Genomic DNA, 14,204 nt, shown 5'->3' on the forward strand with positions numbered 1-14,204 from the left:
GGGCGGCGGTTCAGAAATGCGTGTTCGACGGCCGCGCGGCGTTGGCGCGCCAGCCGGCCCGCAGCGCATCCAGCGCCGGGGCGTCGGACGCGGGCGCGGTGCGGTCCGGGTCCGGCCCGAAGCCGGGGCTGAAGGCGTTGTCGCCGGCCGCGGTCGGCGCATAGGCCACCGGCCAGTTCCACACCGTCCAGTTCAGCCCACGCCGCTCGAAGGTGGCGATGCGGTCGGCCAGGAACGGCGCGACGCCGGGCGCCCAGCGCACCGCGCCGAACTCGGTAACCGCCACCGGCGCGTCATGTGCCGCCATGAAGCCGTCGACCGGCGCCAGCAGGCGGTCGATGCCGCCGGCATCGAAGCGGTCGGCCGCGCCGTCCCAGTCGATGTCGAGCGTGCCTGGATAGCCGACGCCGTCGCCCGGCTCCTGGTGGGTATAGGCGAAGGGTTCGTACTCGTGGACGGTGTAGACCGTGTGCGCGTCGCCGCCGACCGCGGTGAACGGCAGCCAGCCGACGGCGCTGTAGCCGTTGCCGCCGATCAGCACCGGCATGTCCGGGTCGACCGCCCGGATCGCCGCCAGGATGCGCGGGTGCAGTCCGTTCCAGTCGTAAAGCGTGCCGCCATACTGCGCGGCGAAGGTCTCCGGCTCCCACACCTCCAGTCGGCCGGCGACCGCGTCGGCGCCCAGGTGGTTGGAGTTCGGCTCGACCATCAGGTCATAGCCGACCACCGCCGGGTTGCCGCGATAGGCCTCGGCCGTCGCCTGCCACATCGCGACCCAGCCGGCCTGCGCGTCGGCGTCGGCCCAGACGCCGGTGTTCAGGTAGGACGGGTCGTACCAGACCCCATGCCCTCGGACAGGATGGCGAACTCGCTGCGGCCCGGCCCGGTGCGGAAGGCGATCACGACGAACAGGTCGGCCGCCTGCGCCATCGCCACCAGCCGGTCGAGATTGGCCTTGGCGGCAGGGTCGAGGCGATAAGGCGGCTGCTCGGTGAAGATGCCGGGATGGGACAGCACCACCACGTTGGCGCCGGCCGCGGCCAGCGCGTCGAAATCGGCTTGCGTCACCGGTGGCCCGAACGGACCCGGTCCGATGAATTCGCTGCCGTCGATCTCCGGATAGACGTGACGCTGATAGAGGTTGGCGCCGCGCAGCTGCGGGCCGGTGTCGTTGCGCCAAAGGTCGAAGCGGTCGGCTGCGGCGGCGGCTTCGCACGCCAGAACGGCCAAACCGAACAGCAGGACGAACCGCAACATGCCGGAACCGTTCCTCGCGGCGGGGTCGCTGCGTCGAGGCCGATTGGATAGCACGGCGGCGGGCTTGGCGGGAAGCCGGCTCCGCGCGTGTGCTCAGCGCCGGCACGCCAGGGTGATCTCCTCCGGCAGGACGGTCCCGCCGTAGTAGGCGTCGGCCGCGTTCTCCGCGATGGTGTAGGAGCAGGTCCAGCCATCGGCGCCCAGCAACAGGACCGGATCGGTCTCGGCGTAAAGGACGCCGATCAGCAGATCGACGTCCTTGACCTGGACCTTGATCGTGTCCGTCTTGCGGGTCTGCCGGGTATGGCAGGCGCATCGCGAACGCGAAGTTGACGATCCGTCGTGCACCGTTGCCTGGAAGTCGTATGGGCTGAGGACGCCGACGTCGTTGTCGCCGACGCGAACGAAGGTCAGATAGCGGACCTCGGCCAGGCTGGCCATGACCTCCCGTTCGAGTGCGCCGGACTCCGACGCATTGAAGGCGCCGTCGCGGTCACCGTCGAACTCGTCCAGGAACTCCTGGCTGAGCCGTGCGTCGAAAGCCCAGTATTGCGTGATCGACCCGATTGCCCCGTTCTCGAAATTGAACTGCAGGCGGCAGGTCATCGTGTAGTCCGGGTGCGCGACGACCGGGCTGACCGATCCGAGCAAACAGCCGAGAACAACCGCAAGCGATGTCTTGCGCGTTCCCATCTATCGCAGCCCGTTCGGGTCGGGCCTCGCCGGCAGACCGGATTCGCGGCGGCTGGTCGGCCGGAGCCGCCGGTCCGCCGGTTTCCATGCCGGGCGGCGGCGCCGGCATCGGCGCCGCATCGGGCCCCGCCGGCGCAGTTCGGCGTCGCCGGCCGTTCGACCAGCGATGTCCCGACGAGCAAGATGCCGATCGCAATGAGCCAACTGCCGAGCAATTCGGCCCGCGATGCCGAACCAAGGCCGACGAAAGGCGCGTCCGCTCAGACAGATGCCGGCGACCAGCCACAGGCAGAACAGCACCCCGAACTCTCGGAATGGTAGCGTCGTGAAAACTCGGGTCCGTCAGAGATGGTCAATGCCGCCAGCGCGCCGACCAGGATCGCGGCGAGCGGGAGCGTCCAGCTCGCACCCTGGCGCCCGGCACCAGGGCCAGGCCGGCGACGACGGCGCCGATCGGCCCGACGCGAAACTCGTGGATGCGGGCATCGGGCAGGGCCGCCAGCACTGCCAGGAGCGGATCGCGGGCAACGAAGCCGGCTGCAATGCCGACGGACGAACAAGCCCAGGCCGACCGCCCACTGCCGCCCGCCGGCCAGCACGAGCGCGATGCCGAGACCGACAAGCGGCGCCAGGTGGACGGGATCGAGCGCGCTCGACCGCAGCCACCAGGCGAGCTTGTCCAGCGCCGGTCCGATGGACGGCAGCAGCGCAAATGCGGCGACCCCTGCCGTGCCGAGGAAGCAGGATCGCCGGGCCGGCCCACCGGGCATGGCGTTGCGCGGTTGCGACCATCCGGTCATGCAACCAGGAAGTAGACGCCGCCGAGTGCGATCAACCCGCCGAGGACACGGGCGAGCAGGCCCTGGAACGGCTTGCCGAGCGCGAGACCGACACCGATGCCGAGCAGATGGACCATGCCGGTCGCGACGACGAATCCGATCGCATAGTCGGCCGGGTCGGCAGAAGCAGGCAGCTCGGTGCCGTGGGCGTGCCCGTGGAAAACCGCAAAGACGCCGATCAGCGCCAGGGCGACCCACTCGGCCGGACGCCAGGCGAATGCGATGGCGAGGCCCAGAGCGATGATCGACAGCGCGATGCCGATTTCGACACCCGGTATCGACACGCCCAGTATGCCGAGCACCCCGCCGCAGACCATGATCAGCGGGAAAGCCACCGGCAGCGACCAAACCGCCCGGCCGCCCAGCTGCGCGCCCCACAGGCCGACGGCGAACATCGCCAGGAAATGGTCGATACCGGTCAGCGGATGCTGGAACCCGCTGCCGAACCCGCCGGCGTCACCGCGCGTGATGTGCGCATGGGCGAAATGCGGCAGCAGCCAGAGCCCGATGGCAAGGCACACGGCAATTGCCGCCGGACCGTCGAGTATCGGCCGGACACCGCCACCGTCCCGGCGCAAGGCCGCCGGTCGGTGCGCGATGCGCTCGCGCGGGCCGCATGCGACGACCGGGTGGTTATCGACAGTCTGCGTCATGGCTGATCCGACAGTGAATGTGATGAGATAACGTTTCCGGTTCACCTGATGCTGATGTCGCATGCGCGGCGACGCGTGTCGAGCGTCCTGACGTGCCGCCCGCTCGCCGCAGCGCCGTTGCCGCTCAGGTGCCGTCGCGCTTCGGCCGGCCGAGCTTGGAGACCGGCGTTGCGCCGACATACCAGTCCTCGGCCTCGACGTCCTCGAACACCACCCACACCGCCTGGTCCGGCAGCTCGGCCACCTCGGCGATGGCGGCGGTGATCCGCCGCGCCATCTCGTCCTTGCGCGCCTGCGAGTGCCCCTTGAGGATCTGGATGTTCACGAACGGCATCGGTCCCTCCCGCCTTTGGCCGGCATCTTGCGCCGGCCGCTGGGGGCCGTCCAGCGCGCGGCGCAGGGTCGGGAGGAAGGCCGCTCAGCCGCGCACCGCCGCCTCCGCTCAGCCGCGCACCGCCGCCTCCGCTCAGCCGCGCACCGCCGCCTCGGCGGCGAGGCGGCGGCGGATGGTTTCCAGATGGCCGCCGGCGCTCTGGATCTCGATGAAGATGCGGCGCATGGCGGGGTGGGCGGCCAGGATGTCGGCCTCGATCTCGGAGATGGTCTGCTCGACCTGGCCGGCCGACAGTTCGTCGCGGAAGTCCAGGCTCATCGCCAGCACGATGTCGTTCGGGCCCATGTGCATGGTGCGCAGTTCGTTGATCCGCTCCACCGCATCGCGGCCGCTGACCCGCGCGATCACGTCGCGCACGACTTCGGGCGAGGCGGCCTCGCCGATCAGCAGGCCCTTGCATTCGATCGCCAGCACCACCGCCGTGGCAGCCAGGATCAGGCCGATGCCGATGGAGGCGGCGCCGTCGATCCACAGGATGCCGGTCAGCTGGCCGAGCAGGATGCCGACGAAGGCGACGATGAGGCCGAGCATCGCCGCGCTGTCCTCGAACAGCACGGTGAACACGGTCGGGTCCTTCGCCCGCTGCACGGCGGCGAAAAAGCCGTGGCTGCCCTTGGTCTGGCGGAACGCCTTGAACGCGACGAACCAGGCGCCGGCCTCGAACACCATCGCCAGGCCGAGCACGATGTAGTTGATATAGGCGTCCTCGACCGGATGCGGCTCCAGCACCTTCTGCACGCCCTCGTAGACCGAGATGCCGGCGCCGAGCCCGAAGATCAGGATCGCGACCACGAAGGCATAGAAATACAGCTCCATGCCGTAGCCGAACGGGTGGCGCCTGTCCGCCGGTTTCGCCGAGCGCCGCATCCCGTGCAGGATCAGCGCCTGGTTGCCGGTGTCGACCAGACTGTGCACCGCCTCGCTGAGCATCGCCGAACTGCCGGTGATCGCCGAAGCGACGAACTTGGTGATCGCGATCAGCGAGTTGCCGGCCAGGGCCGCATAGACGACGTTCTTCGATCCGTGTGCGGCCATCGCTCTCCACCCGCCGGTTGGTGTCCGCCGAGCCATTGCGCCACTGGCCGGCCGTGTCAACCGCCGGCACGCCAGGCCGCGTGAACCGGCGCCATCACAAAATCTATGTGCAGTTATGGAAAATAGAAACTGACAGATCGAATGTATAGAAGATTAATGTTGCGCAATAGAAAAAATGTCCATTGCGGACAGCTCGCGATTTGCCATCAGGATGGTAAATTGCGGGGAGTGAAAAATGCCGCTGCAGGACAATCTGTTGCGTGGCAATATCGCCGCGACGGTCGCACGAAATGCGTTTCGCGGCGGAGCGGCGAACTGGCCGAACAGTCCGCCGAATGCACAAAGCGAGCTCGATGCGCATCGAGTGATCGCCAAGACGACCATTCTGGCGAAGCACAGTTGGCTGTCTTCGATCGGCATCAGCAACCCGGAAATTGCGGCGCCATCGCCGAATAATCTGTACGATCTTGGGGAATACTTCGGCGGCAACAATAGTTCTTTCGGAAATTGTGGCGAAATGTCAGCGGTTGCCTTCAGGCATCTGGTCGAGCTGTGGCGACGGACCGGCTACGGCACGCCGCTGGCGCATGTCGGGATTTTCAAAGGCAACCATGACTTCGTCGTGATCGGTCTGCCGGCTCACGCCATGAAGGTGGTCAGCGGCTTCATGTGGCCGCACCTGATCGTGTCGATGGACTATGCGCCGGACACGATCGGCGCCGACACGGTGATCTGCGATCCGTGGATCGACCAGGGGCAGGGCCGGGTGTTCCGGGCCCTCGATCGGCCGCGCTGGCACAGCTTCACGCACGACGTGCTGGTGCAGACCAACCGTCAGGGCGCACCGGTCGGCAACAAGCTGAACCTGTTCGTGCAGGTCTATTGCACGTCGCCGGACCTGTCCGACCAGACGGTCAGAATCGGCTGAGGCGACCGCGGCGGCGCCGGACCGCGCACGCGCAGGCGACACCCATGCGCCGGTCCGCCGCGCCGAAGCGACGGACCGGCCTCAGATGCCTTGTCTTCACCGCGCGTCCGGGGCAGGGTGCGGCCATCCGAATGGTCGTGGGGCACAAGCGGAGGGTCGCGCATGGGTGTTTCGATCGGGGCCCGCGTCGTCGGCATCGTGCTGATGGTCGCCACCATCGGGCTGGCCAGCTGCCAGGCGTTCCTGACCGGGGCGCCGGACGACGTCGCCGCGCTCGGCACCGGAACCGCGGGCGAGACGCCCGCCGCCGGCGAGGGCTGAGCCGATGAGCAACCATTCGGTCGACCGCGCCGCCGAGATGAAGTACCGCGCCCGGCGCATGACCCGGAAATTTTCCTGGGCGATGGCCGGCATCTGGCTGTGGATCCTGCCGCTGCCGCTGATCGGCAACGCGATCTGGATGCTGGCGCGCGGCAACCTGCGCGACGTGCTGATCTCGCTGGGCTGCTATGCGGTGTTCGGCCTGTCGGGCTGGCTGGTCCGCCAGGCGACCGCGCTGGAGGCCAGGGCGCTGGGCGACCCGCTGGGGCGCGCGCCGGTGTTCCCGTTCCGCACCGTCGCCGCGCTGCTGGCCGGGCTGGCGACCTTCGTCACCGCCGGCTTCCTCGCCTACCACAATCTGTGGATGTCGCTGGCGTTCGCGGTCGGCGCGATCGCCGGCGTGCTGGTCGCCTACGGCTTCGATCGCTTCGGCGCCCAGGTCTCGCTGCCGACCAGCGCCGACGACGCCGTGTTCGAGGCGCTGGACAAGGCCCGCGCCAGCCTGGGCGAGCTCCGGCGGATGAAGATGAACATGTCGAACCGCGAGTTCCGCGACCGGCTCGGCCGGCTGGAGGAATGGGGCGACAAGATCATCAAGCTGATCAAGGAGGACAAACGCGACCTGAAGCGGGCGCGCGAGTTCATCAACGTCTATCTCGACGGTGCGGTCAAGGTGACCGCCACCTACGTCAAGACCCACGGCCACACCGGCGACCAGGCCGAGGCGCTGGAGAGCCGGTTCAGCGAGACGCTGGAAGGCATGGAGCGCGAGTTCGAGGCCCAGCACCAGCGGCTGCTGAAGGACGACATCCTCGACCTCGACGTCGAGCTCGAGCTGCTGACCAGCCAGCTCAAGCAGAAGGGGATGCTGTAGCCGCTTCGTCGGCGCCGAGCGCCGCGACCACCGCATCGACCACCTGCTGGGTCAGGTCGGCCGGATTGGCCAGGTCGTAGGTGGTCACCGCGCGCTCGGCGGCGCGCCGGGCGAGATGGTCCTGGATGTGCCGGATCGCTGAAATGTGGTCCAGGGTGCGCTCGCCGCGCCGGCCCGGCTCGCCGGCGCTGCGCTGGCGCAGCTGGGCGCGGTGCACGCCCTCGTCGTCCAGCAGCAGCAGCCGCTCCACCACGATCGGCCGGGCCGGATGATCGGCCAGCGCCGCGGTGACGGCGCCGGGCAGCAGGTGCACCCCCTCCAGCAGGGCGTTGCGCCGCTCCGTCGCCCGCCGGCTGGCGGCGGCGACGGTGGCCGATGCCACCGCATGGGCCTGGCGCTCGAAGCCGTGGAAGGCCGGCGGCCTGTCCAGCTCGTAGGTCGAGGCGTGCAGCTCCGGCAGCACCGACGCCGGGATTACCGTGCGCAGCACCTCGCGGATCGTGTCGGTGGTGACCACGCGCGCGATGCCCAGCCGGTTGGCCAGCCGGGTGGCAACGGTCGACTTGCCGACGCCCGGCGCGCCGGACAGCACCACGACCACCGGCCGGCCGCTGCGCTTGGCCGCGCGCCAGGACCGGTAGCGCTGGCCATAGGACGGGTCCGCCATGCGGTCGATGGCGGCGGCGGCCAGCGCCGCCAGCTCGTCGGCCGCGATTTCTCGCGGCCCCTGCGCATCGAGGTCGCGCTGGATGCGGCTGGCGATGGCATAGGCCTGGTCGGTCGGCAGGCCGGTGGCCAGGATCGCGCTGGCCATGATCCCGCGCGAGAACGGCAGGTGCAGGCCGACGCGGTCGCGGACGGTGACGACGGCGGATTGCGACGCGACCGGGTCGATCGGCATGGCGGTCCTCGGCTGGGGTGGAGGCGGCTTGCCGAGAGATGGGGTGCGCGCGGCGCGGCGGCAATCCACCGGCCGCCCGTTCACCGACTGTCAAGCCGTCGGCGCTAGGCTGGAGGCCGGTTTCCCAGGTAGGCGGCCGCGGATGGACTGGCTCTACGACTACGGCGTGCATGCCGCGGTCAACTTCCTGCTGAATTTCGTCGGCCCGGATGCCTTCCTGGGCCCGCTGCCGGTGCTGGTGGCGCTGGCGCTGGCGCTGGCGGTGATCGCGGTGCGGCTGCGCGGGCGCCGCTCTGTCGGCCGCCTGCTGCGCATCGCCTTCCCGCGCCGCATCTTCCTGCACCGCTCGGCCCTGCACGACTACGCGCTGTTCGCCATCAACGACGGGTTGCTGTTCGTCGTCACCGGCGCCGTCCTGCTGACGCCCGGCTTCGTCAGCGAGGCGCTGCAGGCCGCCGCCGGCTGGCTCGGCTGGAGCGCACCCGCCGCCGCCGGCACGCCTTCGGCGGTCGAGTTGGTGCTGTTCACCCTGTGGCTTACGCTGGCCTGGGACTTCTCGGCGACCTACGCCCACTACCTGAAGCACCGCGTGCCGCTGCTGTGGGAGTTCCACAAGGTGCATCACAGCGCCGCGGTGATGACGCCGGTCACCGCCAACCGCCGCCACCCGCTGGAGGCGGTGTTCGGCGGCATCGTCTCGGCGCTTGTGCTGGGTGCGGCGGTCGGGCTGTGGCAGCTGCTGTTCGGCCCGGCGGTGACCCAGCCGCTGACCATCCTCGGCGCGGCCGCCGGCGTGTATCTGTGGCGGCTGCTCGGCTACAACCTGCGTCACAGCCACGTGGATCTCCTACGGCCCGTTCTGGAGCCGGGTGTTCATCTCGCCGGCGCAGCACCAGGTCCACCACAGCGTCGACCCGCGCCACTACGACACCAATTTCGGCCACATCTTCGCGGTCTGGGACCGGCTGCTCGGCACGCTGTACGTGCCGGCCCCCGGCGAGCGGGTCCGCTTCGGCATCGCCGACGCCGACATGGCGCGGATGGCGACGCTGCGCGGCCTCTACCTGGCGCCGTTCGCGCAGAGCGCGCGCCTGCTCGCCGCGCCGTTCCGCCGCCGGGCCGCGCTGCGCCCGGCCGGGCGCGGCTAGCGGCGCAGGCCGCGGCGGGCCGGCGCCATGCTGTTCAGTTCGCTCGAGTTCATCGCCGTGTTCCTGCCGGTGGCGCTGGCCGGAACCGCGCTGGCGGTGCGGCTGGGTGGGCGGGGCCGCCGCCGTCGGCTGGCTGATCCTGGCCTCGCTGGCCTTCTACGGCTGGCACCATCCGCCGCACCTGCTGCTGCTCGGCGCCTCGCTGGCGATCAACTTCCTGTTCGCGAGGGCGCTGGCGCGAAGCCGGTCGGCCTGCTGCTGGCGGCCGGGGTCGGCTTCAACCTGGCCGCCATCGCCGTGTTCAAATATGCCGGTTTCCTGGCCGAGACGGTGGCCCTGCTCGGCGGCGGCCCGGCCACCCTGCCGGCGATCGCGCTGCCGCTGGCGATCTCGTTCTTCACCTTCCAGCAGATCGCCTATCTGGCCGACGTCCACGCCGGCAAGGCGCAGCCGCACAGCTTCGGCGACTATGTGCTGTTCATCGTCTTCTTCCCGCAGCTGATCGCCGGCCCGATCGTCCACCATGCCGAGTTCGTGCCGGAACTGGCCGGCCGCGGCTTCGCCCGCTTCCGGCCGCAGGACGTGTTCGCCGGGCTGGTGCTGTTCGGCATCGGCCTGGCCAAGAAGACGCTGCTGGCCGATCCGCTCGGCGCGCTTGCCGACCCGATCTATGCCGCCGTCGGCCTCGACGTGCCGGTCAGCATGGCCGAGGCCTGGGTCGCCGCGCTGGCCTATGCCGGGCAGATCTACTTCGACTTCTCCGGCTATTCCGACATGGCGCTCGGACTCGGCCGGCTGTTCGGCATCCGCCTGCCGGTCAACTTCGATTCGCCCTATCGCGCGGCCAACATCGCCGAATTCTGGCGGCGCTGGCACATGACGCTGTCGCGCTTCCTGCGCGACTATCTTTACATCCCGCTGGGCGGCAACCGTCACGGCCAGGGCCGGCGCTATCTGAACCTGTTCGTGGTGATGGCGCTGGGCGGGCTGTGGCACAGCGCCGCCTGGACCTTCGTCGCCTGGGGCGTGCTGCACGGGCTGTACCTGGCGGTGCACCGTGCCTGGCGGGCGCTGGCCGGCAGCCGGGTGCGCATGGCCCCGCCGGCGGCGGGCTGTCTGACCTTCCTGGCGGTCACGGTGGCCTGGGTGTTCTTCCGCGCGGCCGACTTCGGCCAGGCCTTCGCCATCCTGGGCGCGATGGCCGGGCAGGGCGCGGCCGACGCGCCGCTCTCGCTGGCGCTGGCTGGCGACGCCTGGCAGCGCTATGCCGCGCTGGCGCTCGGCTATGCGCTGATCTGGTGCGCGCCAAACGCCAACCGCATCGTCGCCGCGATCGAGGACGGCGCCATCCGGCCGGCGCGGCTGCCGTGGCTGGCGGCCGGCGTCGGTGCGGCGACGGCGGTGTCGCTGGGCGCCATCTACGCAGTGGGCAGCTATGAGTTCATCTATTTCCAGTTCTGACGCCATCGGCCTGGCCGGCGCCGGCGCGCGCGCCTCGGCACCCGGCTACGGCCGGCTGATCGGCATCTTCGCGATGAGCCTGGGCCTGGTGGTGGCCGTCATGGCGCTGGCGACCGAATGGCTGCTGCGTACCCAGGTCGAGCCGCAGGACAGCTGGGCCTTGCACCAGCGGCTGTTGCAGGCGCCGGTCGCGCCCGGGCTGGCCTTCGGCGACAGCCACGTCGCCCGCGGCTTCGACGCGCCGGACGGATGGCTCAACCTGGCCTATCCGTCGCAGACGGTCGAGCAGATGGCGGCGGACGTGCGCGCCGCGCTCGCCGTCGGAACGCCGCAGCGCGTGATCCTGCAGGCCGACCCGCACATGTTCGCGCCCTATCGGCTGGTCCGCGAAGGCGCGGAGGACGGCGCCCAGGCATCGTCGGGTCCGCTGCTGGCCGACCCGCGCCACCGGGCGCAGCTGGTTGCCTATTGGGCGGCCTTCGTCGCGTCGGGGGGCAGCCTGCAATCGGGCATCGAGCAGACGCCGCGCGGGTCGCTGCTGTCGCCGGGCGACCTGTCCGGCCTGCCGGCGCGCCGGCAGACTTTCGACGCCCGCGCCCGCGCCGCCACGCACCACCCCTATGCCGGATTTGCCGACAGCGGCAGCGCCGCCGCATACGAGGCGGTCGTCGCCGAGCTGGCCGCGCACGGCGTCGCCGTCTGCCTGGTCAGCCTGCCGGTCTCCCCGCCTATCTGGACGGCCTCGCCGAGACCGCCGCCGGCGGCACCGATGTACGCACCGCCGAGGCGATGGCCTGGTTCGCAGCGGTCGCCGCGCGCCACGGTGCGCGCCATGTCGACGACCGCAGCGCCATCGCCGACCCGGCGCTGTTCCGCGACCCCGACCACCTGAACCGCGACGGCGCGGCGGCCTATGCCGGCCGCCTGCTCGCGGCGTGCTTCCCGCCGGCATAGCAGCCGGTGCGTGCGATGGCGGCCGACTGGCCCTATAACGCCGCAGGTCTCGATTCATCGCAGCGGGGGCGGAGATGGGCATCGCGCGCAGGCAGTTCGGCAGCATCGGCGGGGTCGGCGTCGAGGCGTTGACCCTGGATGGCGGCGCGGGCGTCACCGCGACCTTGATCACCCACGGTGCCCGGCTGACCGAGCTGTGGGTGCCCGACCGGTCCGGCGTGCCGGCCGACATCGTGCTCGGCTTCGACGAGGTCGACGCCTATGCCGCCCACGGCCGCTATTCCGGCGCGGTGTGCGGGCGCTACGGCAACCGCATCGCCGGCGCGCGCTTCCGGCTCGGCGGACAGAGCGTGACGATCGATGCGAACGAGGCGCCCAATCACCTGCACGGCGGCTTCGCCGGCTTCGATCTGAAGGTCTGGGCCGCGGAGACGGACGCGGCCGCCAACGCCGTCCGCTTCACCGCGGTGTCGGAGGACGGCGAGGGCGGGTTCCCCGGCCGGCTCGACCTCGCGGCCACCTACAGCCTGGATGGCGACCGGCTGGCGGTGGTGATGGAGGCGACGACCGACCGGCCGACGCCGATCAACATGGTCCAGCACGCCTATTTCAACCTGGCCGGCCACGGTGCCGGCGACATCGGCGACCATATGGTCCAGCTGCACGGCGCCTTCGTCACCCCGGTCGACGACGCGCTGCTGCCGACCGGCGAGATCCGCACGGTGGCGGGGACGCCGTTCGACTTCACCCGGCCGCGCCGGCTGGGCGACGTCATCGACACGCCGGGGCTGACCCCGCGCGGCGGCTTCGACAACAACTGGGTGCTCGGCGCGGCCGGCGCCGACGGGCTCAGGCCCTGCGCCGACATCCGCGATCCCGCCTCCGGCCGCCGGCTCGAACTCGCCACGACCGAGCCGGGCGTGCAGTTCTACACGGCCGCCCATCTCGGCGCGCATGTGACCGGCAAGGGCGGCGTGCCCTATTGCCGGTTCGCCGGTTTCACGCTCGAAACGCAGGCCTTCCCGGACACGCCCAACCAGCCCCATTTCCCCAGCTGCCTGCTCGTCCCCGGCGCTCCCTACCGCCACGCGATGCGCTTCCGTTTCTCTGCCGGCTGAGGCGTCCGCCTTTCCGCACCATTGCCGCGCGGCGCTGTGCGCGCCTGGATCGCCGCGCCGTTGGCGCCGGCTCGCGATGACGACGCGAGAGTGTGGTGCACCGCCCGGCCAACCTGTGCGCCGTCATTGCGAGGAGCGAAGCGACGCGGCAATCCATCGTGCCGCTGGTGCCTGGTGCGCGGACGGTCTCGCCCGCCGGTCGCCTACCGGTATTCGGCCAGGGTGTCGGCGAGCCGGTCCTTGACGCAGGCCTCGAGCGCCATCCGGTCCAGCGTCGCCGCCGGATCGGACTGGGATCTCGCAAGATGCAGGGCGTATTCCTCCACGACGATCAATGCGCGCGGGGCTTCGTTCCACAGGCTCTGCGGAACCAGGCTCTCGATCGGGCTCGCAATCACGGTAGGGCAGGGTCATCCGGCCGAGAGCAGCAGCGCATAGAGGTCGCCGGCGCACCGCGCGGGCGCGTCGGCGCAGTTGGCGGTACACCAGCGACGCAGCAGCACCGCCTCGTCCGTTCTCCGCCAGCCATCCGTCGAGAAACGCGGCCGCGCGGTCGTCGAGCAGGCCCGCGTCGGCACCGAGGAGCGGGCGGCCGCGGTTCACCGCGCGGGCGAAATCGCGATCGTCCGCGTGGGCGGCGACCGCCGGGCTCTCCGGGTTCGCCAGCCACAGGAACGTATGGCCGTCCATTGTGCCCGCCTCCAGCGCACGCACCCTGACCAGGCGGCCTCGCCCGCGTCGGCCGGCAGCTGGGTCGCCGCCGCCCAGGCCATCGCCTGCATGCCATAGACCGCGGCGACCTCCCCGAGGCGCATGACCTCGCGCCAGTTGCCCTGGTTGAACAGGATGCCGAGATAGAGGTGGCCGTCGCCCGCGGCCCGCCCAGCGCCGCCAGCTCAAGCGGCGTAACCGTTCTGAAATGGCCGTCCGGCCTGGTTCGGGCGCGTCCATCAGGCCGCGAGACGCGAGCCGGCGTCCTCCGCCACGGCGAACCATCGCGTCGAACCGCCGTCCGGTCGGCGCAAGATGGCGCGCTGTTCCGCGAGCTCCAGGCCGAGGAACCAGGGCGTCAGGACCTGGCTGCGCGCGTCGATGGCGCTGATGAACAGTTGCGCCGCCAGATTGTCCGCGTTGGCCAGGCGCGACCATTGCCGGCAACGCCCCGGCATCGTCCTCTGCGAGCCAGTCGGTCAGCGCCGCCCGGAAGGCCGGGTCTTCGGCACCGGCAATCGCGGACGCGGGCAGTTCCGGCACGACCCCGGCGCCGTCCTGGCTGCGGGCCGGATGCGTGCCGAGGGTTGCGGCGGCCATGACGAGGGCCGCAAAGGTCGCCTTGCCCATGATGTTCCCCTTGATGGTGGCGGAGCGCAATGCCGCAAGCGGTTCGGCCGGGATCGCGCGCGCTGGTGGGTCGATGGCGGCAATGCTGGCATCGGGGGCGCGTGACAAGCAACCAGGCCGGCGATGCGGCAGTCGGCGCCGGGGTCGGCCGGCCCGGGAGAGCCGCGGCGGCCGAGCGGCGGCACCTCTGCCGCCGGCCTCATACCGGAGTCGCGGCGATCGCCGGAAGAATAAAACAACGTTCAAAAAGAAATAACAGCGCGACAGTGCGATCGCAGGCTGCGGCT

At 70.6% G+C, this 14,204-nt stretch carries 16 protein-coding genes; 8 read left to right on the forward strand and 8 right to left on the reverse strand.

Annotation, left to right across the window (positions count from 1 at the left end):
* Window positions 1-10: 10 nt before the first annotated feature.
* From R3F55_22130 to R3F55_22155, 6 genes are all read right to left on the reverse strand, one after another.
* Window positions 11-820: a cellulase family glycosylhydrolase gene (locus tag R3F55_22130; protein ID MEZ5670082.1), complete on the reverse strand. Its 810-nt coding sequence runs from the start codon at window positions 818-820 to the stop codon at window positions 11-13.
* On the reverse strand, window positions 817-1,257 hold the full coding sequence (locus tag R3F55_22135) for a hypothetical protein (GenBank protein ID MEZ5670083.1): 441 nt from the start codon (window positions 1,255-1,257) through the stop codon (window positions 817-819). The genes R3F55_22130 and R3F55_22135 overlap by 4 nt, the downstream gene beginning before the upstream one ends.
* 93 nt (window positions 1,258-1,350) lie before the next feature.
* Window positions 1,351-1,950 (reverse strand): DUF1007 family protein, encoded by a 600-nt coding sequence (locus R3F55_22140; protein ID MEZ5670084.1) that lies wholly within the window; start codon window positions 1,948-1,950, stop codon window positions 1,351-1,353.
* Window positions 1,951-2,746: 796 nt separating this feature from the next.
* Entirely contained in the window at window positions 2,747-3,505 is a 759-nt protein-coding gene (locus tag R3F55_22145; protein MEZ5670085.1) for a HupE/UreJ family protein, read from the reverse strand.
* 61 nt (window positions 3,506-3,566) lie between these two features.
* Complete coding sequence (locus tag R3F55_22150) at window positions 3,567-3,776, reverse strand: 4-oxalocrotonate tautomerase family protein (GenBank protein ID MEZ5670086.1); 210 nt, start codon at window positions 3,774-3,776, stop codon at window positions 3,567-3,569.
* A gap of 132 nt (window positions 3,777-3,908) precedes the next feature.
* Complete coding sequence (locus R3F55_22155; protein ID MEZ5670087.1) at window positions 3,909-4,871, reverse strand: cation diffusion facilitator family transporter; 963 nt, start codon at window positions 4,869-4,871, stop codon at window positions 3,909-3,911.
* A gap of 235 nt (window positions 4,872-5,106) precedes the next feature.
* Here R3F55_22155 and R3F55_22160 point away from each other — a divergent pair, with 235 nt between their 5' ends.
* From R3F55_22160 to R3F55_22170, 3 genes are all read left to right on the forward strand, one after another.
* Window positions 5,107-5,799, forward strand: coding sequence for a hypothetical protein (locus R3F55_22160; GenBank protein MEZ5670088.1), 693 nt, complete (start codon window positions 5,107-5,109; stop codon window positions 5,797-5,799).
* Between the two features lie 162 nt (window positions 5,800-5,961).
* Complete coding sequence (locus R3F55_22165; protein MEZ5670089.1) at window positions 5,962-6,120, forward strand: hypothetical protein; 159 nt, start codon at window positions 5,962-5,964, stop codon at window positions 6,118-6,120.
* 4 nt (window positions 6,121-6,124) lie between these two features.
* Complete coding sequence (locus tag R3F55_22170; protein MEZ5670090.1) at window positions 6,125-6,994, forward strand: 5-bromo-4-chloroindolyl phosphate hydrolysis family protein; 870 nt, start codon at window positions 6,125-6,127, stop codon at window positions 6,992-6,994.
* On the opposite strand, the gene R3F55_22175 is transcribed toward R3F55_22170, so the two are convergent.
* Entirely contained in the window at window positions 6,972-7,895 is a 924-nt protein-coding gene (locus R3F55_22175) for an AAA family ATPase (GenBank protein ID MEZ5670091.1), read from the reverse strand. The genes R3F55_22170 and R3F55_22175 overlap by 23 nt on opposite strands.
* A 142-nt stretch (window positions 7,896-8,037) precedes the next feature.
* On the opposite strand from R3F55_22175, the gene R3F55_22180 reads away from it, so the two are divergent.
* The 4 genes from R3F55_22180 to R3F55_22195 all read left to right on the forward strand — a co-directional run bounded on the left by R3F55_22180 (window position 8,038) and on the right by R3F55_22195 (window position 12,576).
* A complete protein-coding gene (locus R3F55_22180; GenBank protein ID MEZ5670092.1) occupies window positions 8,038-9,180 on the forward strand; it encodes a sterol desaturase family protein in 1,143 nt (380 codons plus the stop codon).
* Complete coding sequence (locus R3F55_22185; GenBank protein ID MEZ5670093.1) at window positions 9,071-10,504, forward strand: MBOAT family O-acyltransferase; 1,434 nt, start codon at window positions 9,071-9,073, stop codon at window positions 10,502-10,504. Before R3F55_22180 ends, R3F55_22185 begins: the two co-directional genes overlap by 110 nt.
* Window positions 10,479-11,396 (forward strand): hypothetical protein, encoded by a 918-nt coding sequence (locus R3F55_22190; protein MEZ5670094.1) that lies wholly within the window; start codon window positions 10,479-10,481, stop codon window positions 11,394-11,396. The genes R3F55_22185 and R3F55_22190 overlap by 26 nt, the downstream gene beginning before the upstream one ends.
* Window positions 11,397-11,532: 136 nt before the next feature.
* Window positions 11,533-12,576, forward strand: coding sequence for an aldose epimerase family protein (locus R3F55_22195; protein MEZ5670095.1), 1,044 nt, complete (start codon window positions 11,533-11,535; stop codon window positions 12,574-12,576).
* Window positions 12,577-12,779: 203 nt separating this feature from the next.
* Here R3F55_22195 and R3F55_22200 read toward each other — a convergent pair whose 3' ends face one another.
* Entirely contained in the window at window positions 12,780-12,974 is a 195-nt protein-coding gene (locus tag R3F55_22200; protein MEZ5670096.1) for a hypothetical protein, read from the reverse strand.
* A 694-nt stretch (window positions 12,975-13,668) separates the two neighbouring features.
* Between R3F55_22200 and R3F55_22205 the strand changes: the two genes are divergently transcribed.
* Entirely contained in the window at window positions 13,669-14,022 is a 354-nt protein-coding gene (locus R3F55_22205; protein ID MEZ5670097.1) for a hypothetical protein, read from the forward strand.
* The last annotated feature ends 182 nt before the right edge of the window (window positions 14,023-14,204 follow it).

The organism is Alphaproteobacteria bacterium, from assembly GCA_041396705.1.
In the GTDB taxonomy this organism is placed as follows: domain Bacteria; phylum Pseudomonadota; class Alphaproteobacteria; order CALKHQ01; family CALKHQ01; genus CALKHQ01.